General features: G+C 65.8%; 10 protein-coding genes. 1 reads left to right on the forward strand and 9 read right to left on the reverse strand.

Annotated elements, in window-relative coordinates:
* Positions 1–48 precede the first annotated feature (48 nt).
* The 6 genes from AC1RRT_RS07270 to AC1RRT_RS07295 all read right to left on the reverse strand — a co-directional run bounded on the left by AC1RRT_RS07270 (position 49) and on the right by AC1RRT_RS07295 (position 5,691).
* Positions 49–894: an N-acetylmuramoyl-L-alanine amidase family protein gene (locus AC1RRT_RS07270; protein WP_493013108.1), complete on the reverse strand. Its 846-nt coding sequence runs from the start codon at positions 892–894 to the stop codon at positions 49–51.
* Between the two features lie 175 nt (positions 895–1,069).
* Entirely contained in the window at positions 1,070–2,050 is a 981-nt protein-coding gene (locus tag AC1RRT_RS07275) for a DnaJ C-terminal domain-containing protein (RefSeq protein WP_493013109.1), read from the reverse strand.
* A gap of 9 nt (positions 2,051–2,059) precedes the next feature.
* Positions 2,060–2,980: a tetratricopeptide repeat protein gene (locus AC1RRT_RS07280; RefSeq protein ID WP_493013110.1), complete on the reverse strand. Its 921-nt coding sequence runs from the start codon at positions 2,978–2,980 to the stop codon at positions 2,060–2,062.
* Between the two features lie 55 nt (positions 2,981–3,035).
* Positions 3,036–3,542, reverse strand: coding sequence for an RT0821/Lpp0805 family surface protein (locus AC1RRT_RS07285; RefSeq protein WP_493013111.1), 507 nt, complete (start codon positions 3,540–3,542; stop codon positions 3,036–3,038).
* Positions 3,543–3,765: 223 nt separating this feature from the next.
* Positions 3,766–4,854, reverse strand: a complete 1,089-nt coding sequence (locus AC1RRT_RS07290) for a glucosaminidase domain-containing protein (protein ID WP_493013112.1) — start codon at positions 4,852–4,854, stop codon at positions 3,766–3,768.
* A gap of 273 nt (positions 4,855–5,127) precedes the next feature.
* Positions 5,128–5,691: a NifU family protein gene (locus AC1RRT_RS07295; RefSeq protein ID WP_493013113.1), complete on the reverse strand. Its 564-nt coding sequence runs from the start codon at positions 5,689–5,691 to the stop codon at positions 5,128–5,130.
* 253 nt (positions 5,692–5,944) lie between these two features.
* Here AC1RRT_RS07295 and AC1RRT_RS07300 point away from each other — a divergent pair, with 253 nt between their 5' ends.
* Complete coding sequence (locus tag AC1RRT_RS07300; protein ID WP_493013114.1) at positions 5,945–7,177, forward strand: adenylate/guanylate cyclase domain-containing protein; 1,233 nt, start codon at positions 5,945–5,947, stop codon at positions 7,175–7,177.
* Between the two features lie 11 nt (positions 7,178–7,188).
* On the opposite strand, the gene AC1RRT_RS07305 is transcribed toward AC1RRT_RS07300, so the two are convergent.
* From AC1RRT_RS07305 to AC1RRT_RS07315, 3 genes are read right to left on the reverse strand one after another with little or no spacing between them, the layout of a single operon-like run.
* On the reverse strand, positions 7,189–7,566 hold the full coding sequence (locus AC1RRT_RS07305) for a VOC family protein (protein WP_493013115.1): 378 nt from the start codon (positions 7,564–7,566) through the stop codon (positions 7,189–7,191).
* Between the two features lie 59 nt (positions 7,567–7,625).
* Complete coding sequence (locus AC1RRT_RS07310; RefSeq protein WP_493013116.1) at positions 7,626–8,126, reverse strand: universal stress protein; 501 nt, start codon at positions 8,124–8,126, stop codon at positions 7,626–7,628.
* A 54-nt stretch (positions 8,127–8,180) separates the two neighbouring features.
* On the reverse strand, positions 8,181–9,089 hold the full coding sequence (locus AC1RRT_RS07315) for a LysR substrate-binding domain-containing protein (RefSeq protein WP_493013117.1): 909 nt from the start codon (positions 9,087–9,089) through the stop codon (positions 8,181–8,183).
* Positions 9,090–9,116 lie beyond the last annotated feature (27 nt).

Consider the following 9,116-nt stretch of genomic DNA (forward strand, 5'->3'; position numbering starts at 1 on the left):
ACAGCGGGGTGTATCCGCGGAATTGTCAGGCGACAATGAAGGTGGCGATCACGCCTCGCGCAGGTCGAGCGCGACAGGGCTGATCTGGTCGGCGAGGTAGCGCGCGAGCTCGGCGCGGCTTTTCGGATTGCGCAGGATCTTCTCGTCCTGTGGATTGGTCAGGAAGCCGGTCTCGATCAGCACGCTGGGCAGCGCCGGCGAACGCAGCACCGCAAAGTTGGCGGCGCGCATGGGGTTCTCCAGCAGCTCGACCCGGCGGCCGACGCCGGTGACGATGCGGCGCTTGGCGTTCAACGAAGCATTATGGCCATGGCGACGCGCCAGATCGATCAGGATGGCGGCCGTCTGCTTGTCGGTGCCATGAGCGTCGAAGCCGTAGATCGCATCGACCTGGTTCTCGCGGTCGGCCAGGCGGCGGGAGAAATCGTCGGTCGCTTTTTCGGCGCGGGTATAGGCCGAGAGGCCGCGGGCCGAACGGTTGGGCGCGGCATCGGCATGGATCGAGATGAACAGGTCGGCGCCCTTGTCATGGGCGAAGGCGACGCGGCTGGGCAGGGCGATATAGCTGTCACGCTCGCGCGTCACGAAGACCTTGATATTCGGATTGGATGCCAGCGCCTGCTTGATGGCGAGGCAGATCGACAGCGTGACGTCCTTCTCTTCCGTGCCGGTGACGCCGATGGCGCCGGGATCGCGGCCGCCATGGCCGGGATCGAGCACGACGATGGCGGGCGGGCGCGGCGGCGTTTTCGGCAGCTCCTTGGCCGCCGGCTTGCGGCCGGGCAGCGGCGGGCTGCGGTCGGCGTTATTGGCGGCAGCCAGCCCCAGGCCCGGCAGGGCAGTACTGCCGAGCAGGCCGAGAAGCGAGGAAATGACAAGACGCCGTGTGTACATCGAGCTTCTGCACCGAACGAATCAGGTGGTCGCCGCGAATCGGTGACGATGCGGCGGACGATAGAATCCGTCGGACTCCCTCGCAACAGAATTGGCGTGTGAAGAGAAGTCCGTAGCCTAGGCTCTCAGGAGATGGTGAAGGCTTCGTTAAGGCCCGGATGTGCCCTGACCGGACTCAGTCGACCGTGTATTTGGCGCGCACGTCGTATTTGTTGCCCTTGACCCAGCCCTCGATCAGCTTTTCGAGCGCCGAATTGGGCTTTTCGGGCAGCACCACCTTCAGCTTCACATACTGGTCGCCGCGCTGGTCGGTCTTGCCCGGGAAACCGCGACCCTTGAGTCGCAGCGTGGTGCCCGAGCTGGCGCTCTTGGGCACGGCGACAGCGACCATGCCGTCGATGGTGGGCACCGGAATCTTGGCGCCCAGGATGGCCTCGTCGATGGTGACCGGCAGCTCGACATGGATGTCGTCGCCCTGGCGGGTGAAGAAGGGATGCGGCTCGACCGTCACCTCGATCAGCGCATCGCCAGCCTCGCCGCCATGGCGGCCACCGTCGCCCTGATGACGCAGACGGATCTGCTGGCCATCGATCAGGCCGGCCGGAATGGTGACATCGAGCTGCTTGCCGTCGGGCATGGTCAGCCGGCGCTTGGTGCCACGCGCCGCGTCCATGAAGCCGATCTTCAGATTGAAGTGGCGGTCGCCGCCACGCAGCGGCCGGTTGCTGCGCGCGCCCGCTCCGGCCGCACCGAAGCCGCCGCCGGGCTTGCCGCGCCGCATCTGGCTGAAGATCTCGTCGAAGATGTCTTCCGCGCCGCCGGCATCAAAGCCGGAGAAATCGCTGGCCCCGCCGGTGCTGGTGTAGGGGCCGCGCGACGTGCCGCCGAACGGCCCGCGCGCGCCGGCACCGGGATTGAAGCCGCGGCGCTGCGGCTGGCCGGCGGCATCGATCTCGCCGCGGTCGAATTTGCCGCGCTTGTCGGGGTCGCCAATGATGTCATAGGCGGCCGAGATTTCCTTGAACCGGTCGGACGCCTTTTCGTTGCCCTGGTTGCGATCGGGATGGAATTCCTTGGCCAGCTTGCGATAGGCCTTGCGGATATCGTCCTGGGCAGCGCCGCGGGCGACGCCGATCACCGTATAGGGATCACGCATGCCGCATCCTCATGGCCAGTTCTTGCCAGCCGGCTCGGGCTGGGGCGCGTCGGTGCCGGGCTTTTCGGGCTTGTCGTCATTGGCGCCGAAGATATCAGGAATCGAGGCACCGCCACCCGAGGAAATCGCCGAATAAAAGCGCGACAGCAGACCGGGCCGTTCGGGCTCGGCCGGCTTGTCGGCTGCAGGCGCAGCATCGGCAGCCGGCGCGTCGGCTTTCGGCGCCTCCACGGGTGCCGGCACGGACGTCGATGTGGGAGTCGCTATTGGCGCAGATGCGGCCGGCATCGGCTCCGGCTTCGTCTCAGGGCGAGTCTCGGGGCGGGCCTCTGTGCGGGTCTCAGTCTTGCTATCGGCCGTCGCAGCCAGCGGCAGTGTCTGGGGCGTGGCGAGATTGACGCCCGAGACCAGCGGCGTCTCGGATTTCTTCACCAGTTGCGACAGGCGCTCCAGCGCTTCGGGCTGGCCGGCCTTGGCAGCGAGATTGTACCAGCCGAGCGCGCGCGGTTCGCTCTTCTCGACACCGAGCCCGAGTTCAAACATCAGGCCGAGATTATACTGCGCGACCGCAAGCCCCTGGATGGCCGAGGCGGCGAACCACTTATGCGCTTCCTCGTAATTGACCGGCACGCCCTCCTCGCCCTGCAGATAGATGGCGGCGAGATTGGCTTGGGCGCGCGAGAAGCCGAGTTCGGCGGCGCGGCGATACCAGTCCATCGCCTTGCCGATGTCCTTCTCGACACCCTGGCCCCAGCGATAGAGATGGCCGATGTTGCGCATCGCGGCGACATCGTTCTTCTCGGCGATCGGCAGCCAGTAGGCATAGGCATCGGCGTAATTGCCGGCCTCGTAGGCGCGCACGCCGTCGGCGAAATCGGCGCGCGCGGGAGCCGACACCAGCAGCGCAGCCGACAGCAAGACGGCGGCCACAAGGCCGCCGGCCGGACCCCGCCTGCGCGACGTCGTTACGCTGCTGTGCATGCCTTTAGCCGTTGACGACCTTCCAGCTGCCATCGGGCTGACGGCAGGCGGTGCCGAAGGCCTGCTCGGTCTTGCCGCCGACCGTCACCGACTGCTGGAACTCGCGGCAGTAATCGCCATTCGACGCGGTGCCTTCGCGGGTCGGCGTCACGGTACCGGCATTGCCGCTGTCGGGGTTTCGCCAGGAGATCGGCTGGCCGATCGGAGCCGTCGTGGCCTTCTGGCTGGCCTGTTCCATATGGGCCTTGTCAGCCTTGTCGAGCGAGCTGCCGATCTGGTTGCCCAGATAGGCGCCGGCCAGCGCGCCGGCGGCGACGCCAACCAGACGGCCGGTGCCGCTGCCGAACTGGGCGCCCAGCACGGCGCCGCCGATGCCGCCGAGCACGGTGCCGACGTTTTCCTTGTTCATCTGCGGACCCTGACCGCTGCCGCTGTTCTGGCAGCCGGCAAGCGCCAGGCTGCCCAGCAGGGCGGGCACCAGCAGGAGACGGGTAGAAAGACGGGTGATCATGGGTGGTCCTCGTAAGCCGACCGGCCTGTATCCGCCTCAGGCGCCGCCTTGCCCCTGGAGATGTTCCGGGGGCCGGGGCGCCGGCGAATCCGGTCCCTACAGTATATTGGTCGGGTTCAGACGCCTGCAAGACCGGGGCCGGTAACCCCTGCTCCGCAGCAGGCATGAAAAAGCCGGCCGAATCAGCATCGGCCGGCTTTTTATGGTTAGCGCATCGCTCAATTTACGACTTGCTGAAGAAATCCAGGGTCGAGAACAGCGGGGCCGGCTCGTCGGCCAGCTTGGCGGCGTCAAAGGTATCCAGGCTGTTCGACTTCATGATCGACCGGATGGTGCGGATGTAATCCGCGCCACGCACCGAATAGCGATGCAGCGTGCCGGCGAGCTGATAGCTGTCCAGGGTATTCTTCTCGCGCATGGTGGCGCGCTTGTCGCGGAAGTCGCGATAGCTGGCCTTGGAATTCAGGTTGCGCATGTAGGCGGCGACCGAATGCTCCAGGCTCTTGAAGCGCTGCACTTCATAGGTCTCGCCATCGGGACGGTTTTCCGGCACCAGGCCCGAACCCGGATTCCAGGTCCACATGCCGAAGACGGCGTTGCCCATCAAGGCAAAACGCGAGGTGCCCCAGCCCGACTCTTCCACCGCCTGCGCCAGCGCCAGACCCGGCGGGATGACGTCGACACGCATCAGCAGTTCGCCCAGGTCGCCGTCATCGACGCCATACTGGTCAGCCATCCGCTCGATCCACTGCTGGTCGCGCACGGACAGGCTCTGGCCGAATTCGGTGCGCTTGCGCAGGTCGCGCAGACGCTCGCGGTCCGCGCTGATGCGCTCGTTCTCACGCAGGATATGCGGCAGCATCACCTTCAGGAAGGCACGCTTGCGCTTTTCGGTCAGGTTGACGTCGGCGATATCGACCGGCAGCGAGGCCAGGAAGATGCGCGGCACCTCCACCTGGCCGGCGGCATTGCGCAGCTCGGCGAGGTCAAAGCCTTCCTGTTCAAAGCGACGCAGCATCGCATCGACGGTGCGGTCGGAATCGGCGCGCAGGGCCGTGCGGTACGGCGAGAACTGGCGCACTTCGGCGATGCGACGCGAGGCATCGGCGGCGCTGACGGCCGGCTGCTCGTCGCCGTTGCGCGGCGCGGATTTGGCGGCATCGGCGGTCGCGACGCTGCGCGGCTCGATCAGCGCACGCCAATCGAGCTGGGTCACCTGACGCAGGCGATCCCAGGCATCATGCACGCCATCGCCGAGCGAGGCCTGCTGGACCTGAATATCGGGAACGCGCGAGAGCTGACGGCTGGACATAAGGCCCACCCCCACTCCCGAAATCAAACCGACGGCCAGTAACAGGCCGAAACCGGCAACAATCAGACGTACGTCTGATCCAATGGCAAGCAACCGCCGATCGCGATGTGCCGTCATGGGTCAAACCTCCACAGTTATCAGCGCCAATCCCGCGACACAGCCGACAAAACATCGTCGGGACTGCGCCGGGCGCTGCCCTATGTGCGATCCCCCACCAGGAAACGCAGTGAAAACTATTCGGTTCCTGAAGACCCCAGAAACCGGGTGACGAACTCAGACAGCCCGAACTTCGGATACTTCAGGCACGTAATGCTTCAGCATGTTCTCGATGCCGTAGCGCAGGGTTGCCGTCGAACTGGGGCAACCCGAACAGGAGCCCTGCATCTGCAGGAAAACCACCCCCCGCTCGAACCCGCGGAAGATGATGTCTCCACCATCCTGAGCGACCGCGGGACGCACCCGCGTGTCGATCAATTCCTTGATCTGGACGACCAGCGAGGCATCCGCCGGGTCGAAAGTCTCCTCGACGCTGCCGGTGCCGGCGGCATCGTTCATGACCGGCAGCCCGGCCATGAAATGCTCCATGATCCCGCCCAGCAGGGCCGGCTTCAGCTCGGTCCAGTCGCGGGGATCGGATTTGGTGACGGTAATGAAGTCGGCCCCCAGGAAGACGCCCTCGACCCCGGCGACCGCGAACAGGCGGGTGGCCAGCGGGGAGGCCTTGGCGGCCTCGGCATCCGTGAAATCCACCGAGCCAAAGTCTCCGCCCAGCACGTCGCGGCCGGGGAGGAACTTCAGGGTCGCCGGATTTGGCGTGGTCTCGGTCTGAATGAACATTAGATAGTGGGTGAGCCAGAAGCTGGGTGGTTGAAAGCTGGACTGGAAATTGGGTGGGGGGTCCTCAAATATCAAGGACGAAGACCGTGGCAAAACCGAGGCACAGCAATAAAGTTGCGTTCCGGACGCCAGTTTTGGAAGAATTTAAAGCGATGTGGATAAAACTGCGAGTTGTCCCCAGGGCTGTGGAGCAATGACCGACTCGGCGAAGAGCGTTTTGCGCCTCCCGACCTGGCCCGATTCGCGTATTTCGATGACCCCGGCGGCCCGCTGGCTGGTCGATCACGACGGAAAAGCCATGCCGCTGGTCGATCTGATCGAGGGTTTTTGCCGCCATCTGGTCGACGAGGGCATTCCGCTGTTCCGGCTGATGACCGGACTGCCCTCGATGCACCCCCAGACCTATACACGCGGCTTCACCTGGCAACGGAATGTGGGAGTCACGATGACCGAGCGCCCGCACGGGGTGCTGAAGACGGCCGAATACCTCAACAGCCCCATCGCCGTGATCCACCAGGGGGTGGCGGCGATCCGCCGGCAGCTCGAGCTGCCCGAGACCCCGATGGATTTCGGCATCCTGGCCGAACTGAAAGAGATGGGGGTCACCGACTACCTGATCCTGCCCATGCGCTTCACCCAGGGGCCGGGGATGATCGGGCGCGAGGAAGGCGCCAATGTCTCCTTCATGAGCTTCGCCACCGACGCTCAGGGCGGCTTCCGGCCCGAGCACCTGAGCTACCTGATGGAGCTGATGCCCATCGTGGCCCTGCGGCTGGAACTCGAGGCCTCGCGGCGCATGACCCGGGACCTGCTGACCACTTATCTGGGCCATGGCCCGGCCAAGCGCGTGCTGAACGGCAATATCCTGCGCGGTCAAGGCTACGAGGTGGAGGCGGCGATCTTCCTGTCCGACCTGCGCGGCTTCACGGCATATTCCGACCGCAACACGGCGACCGAGGTGGTGGCGACGCTGGACCGCTATTTCGACGCCATGGCGGTGCCAATCCAGAATCATGAAGGCGAGGTGCTGAAATTCATCGGCGACGGCATGCTGGCGATCTTCCGCGTGGAAGACGGCAACACGCTGGAGGCCGCCTGCCGGCGCGCACTCACGGCAGCCGAAAGCGCCTTCGCCGGCCTGCATGAACTGAACCAGGGCCGTGCGATTGCCGGCGCCCCGCCGCTGCGCGTCGGCATCGGCCTGCATCTGGGCAAGGTGGTGTTCGGCAATATCGGCGCGCGCGACCGCCTCGACTTCACCGTGATCGGCCGCGCAGTGAATGAAGTGGCGCGCCTGGAGGCGCAAACCAAGGCACTGGGCCGGCCCTTGCTGGCCTCGGCGGCCTTTGCCGCCGAGATCAACGCGCCAGACAGCCTGCCCGATCAGCGCCTGCAATCCCTGGGCTTCCATGCGCTGCGCGGCGTGCGCGAGCCGCAGGAGTTGTATGGCCTGCCGAAGGAAAGACTGGCCGGCTACGACGACTAGGGCATCATCGCCTAGTGCATCGTGGAGGGGGCGACCACGACCTCGATGCGATGGCCGTCCGGGTCGTCGATGATCGCGCCGAAATACGTATCGTTGATATCGGGCCGCAAACCTGGTTCACGCACACTGCGCGCCCCGCGCTTGAGCGCCTCGGCATGGAAGGCCCGCACGGCCGCTTCATCGGGCGCATCGAAAGCCAGATGCATGCGCGCGCCGGCCACCGCGCCATCGGTCGGATAGAGCCAGAAGGTCTGGTCCTCACCCGGACCATAAGCGACGTCTTCGGCGGTGCTGCGGGTGCGGCGATAGCCCAGCGCGCCCAGCACCGCATCGTAGAAACCGGTGGCGCGCTGCAGGTCGCTGACGCCGAACGACAGATGATTGAGCATGATTTCCCCCTCAAGAGATATGCGAGACGCAGCGGATCTAGGGTGCGCCATGGCGCCGTTCAAGTGAGACGGTCGATCTGCTCATCGGTGAGGCTGCCGGGGATGAGGGTGACCAGGAAGCTGAGCTCGCCCGCCTTCTGTCCGGCCAGTTCGCTGACCAGCGGACCCGGTCCCTCGCCGCCCGGCGCGGCAGCCAACACCAGCATGCGGATATCGGGATCGTCCTCGACCAGCTTCAGGATCTCGTCCTTGGCCACGCCTTCGCGGATCACCAGTTCGGGCAGCAGGCCAGATTCCTGATTCACCTGCTCGGCCAATTTCTGCAGCAAATCCTCGGCTGCTTCATGCGCCTCGGAGCGCATCATCTCGGCCACGCCGGCCCATTGCTGGAAATCGACCGGCGACACCACACGCAGCATCACCACGCCGCAGCGGACATTGCGCGCGCGCCGCGTGGCATAGCGCACGGCGACACGCACTTCGGCGGTGTCGTCGACAACGACAAGGAATTTGCTGCGGCGTCGCAGTTCGGCGGCGGTCGGCTGTTTGCTGTCGCTCATGGCGGCAGCGTGCCACTGCGGGTGGCAATTATGCAAGCCGTCATCGGTGGGCGATCAAGCGGCCGGCGGCTGGTCCCGCATGAAAACCGCCGCTTCTTCCTGCAGCCATTGCGCAAATATCCGTGCCGCTGAGGATGCGGGCCGCGGCAGAAGCGCCAGATACTGACGACCGGTGGGCGTGAAGCCAAACGGCGCGACCAGGCGTCCGCTGGTCATGTCGTCAGCGACCAGATGCCAGAATCCGATGGCGACGCCGAGGCCGGCGGTCGCCGCTTCCAGCATGAAATAGACATGCTCGAAATTCTGGGCATCGCCTGCCTCGGATGGCATCGCGACACCCTGCGCGGCAAACCATTCCGGCCAGGCCGCGCGGCGCGTGGTGGTATGCAGCAGCGGCGCGCGCGCCAGGGCTGCCGGCGTCGCGATGCCCTGGCGCAGCGCCAATGACGGCGACAGCACCGGCCCGGCATATTCGGCGAACAGCGGCACGACCTCGACATCGTCGTCAAAGGCCGATGGTTCGCCAACGCGGATGGCCAGATCGAAAGCGCCCCGCGCCGCATCGACGTCGCTGTCGGATGTCGTCAGCCGCACGATCAGCTCGGGCCGCGCGCTCTGGAAGCGATGCAGGCGCGGGATCAGCCAGCGCATTGCAAAGGTACCGAAGCTGGACACCGCGATATCGGTGGAGGCCTGCGCTGCGATCTCGTCGATGCCGCGCGCGATGCGGCTGAAGGCATCCTCCAGCACGCCGAGCAGGCGCGTGCCGGCCTCGGTCAATTGCAGACGCCCGCGCCGGTTCTCCAGCAGCGACAGGTCGAGCGTCGCCTCCAGCCCGCGCACCTGCCGACTGACCGCGCCATGGGTGACGCCCAGCGCATCGGCAGCGCGCGTCATGCTGCCATGGCGGGCGGCGGCCTCGAAGCTGCGGAGCGCATTGAGTGAGGGCAAACGGCGGCGCATGACCCTGTCCTGTGAGTAATTCTCACA

This window comes from Ferrovibrio sp. GW821-FHT12B10 (assembly GCF_058807515.1).

Bases quoted from the DNA above. Each gene is read 5' to 3' on its own strand.
- AC1RRT_RS07270 (WP_493013108.1), bottom strand. From the start codon at position 894: ATGTACACACGGCGTCTTGTCATTTCCTCGCTTCTCGGCCTGCTCGGC.
- AC1RRT_RS07275 (WP_493013109.1), bottom strand. From the start codon at position 2,050: ATGCGTGATCCCTATACGGTGATCGGCGTCGCCCGCGGCGCTGCCCAG.
- AC1RRT_RS07285 (WP_493013111.1), bottom strand. From the start codon at position 3,542: ATGATCACCCGTCTTTCTACCCGTCTCCTGCTGGTGCCCGCCCTGCTG.
- AC1RRT_RS07290 (WP_493013112.1), bottom strand. From the start codon at position 4,854: ATGTCCAGCCGTCAGCTCTCGCGCGTTCCCGATATTCAGGTCCAGCAG.
- AC1RRT_RS07295 (WP_493013113.1), bottom strand. From the start codon at position 5,691: ATGTTCATTCAGACCGAGACCACGCCAAATCCGGCGACCCTGAAGTTC.
- AC1RRT_RS07300 (WP_493013114.1), top strand. From the start codon at position 5,945: ATGACCCCGGCGGCCCGCTGGCTGGTCGATCACGACGGAAAAGCCATG.
- AC1RRT_RS07305 (WP_493013115.1), bottom strand. From the start codon at position 7,566: ATGCTCAATCATCTGTCGTTCGGCGTCAGCGACCTGCAGCGCGCCACC.
- AC1RRT_RS07310 (WP_493013116.1), bottom strand. From the start codon at position 8,126: ATGAGCGACAGCAAACAGCCGACCGCCGCCGAACTGCGACGCCGCAGC.
- AC1RRT_RS07315 (WP_493013117.1), bottom strand. From the start codon at position 9,089: ATGCGCCGCCGTTTGCCCTCACTCAATGCGCTCCGCAGCTTCGAGGCC.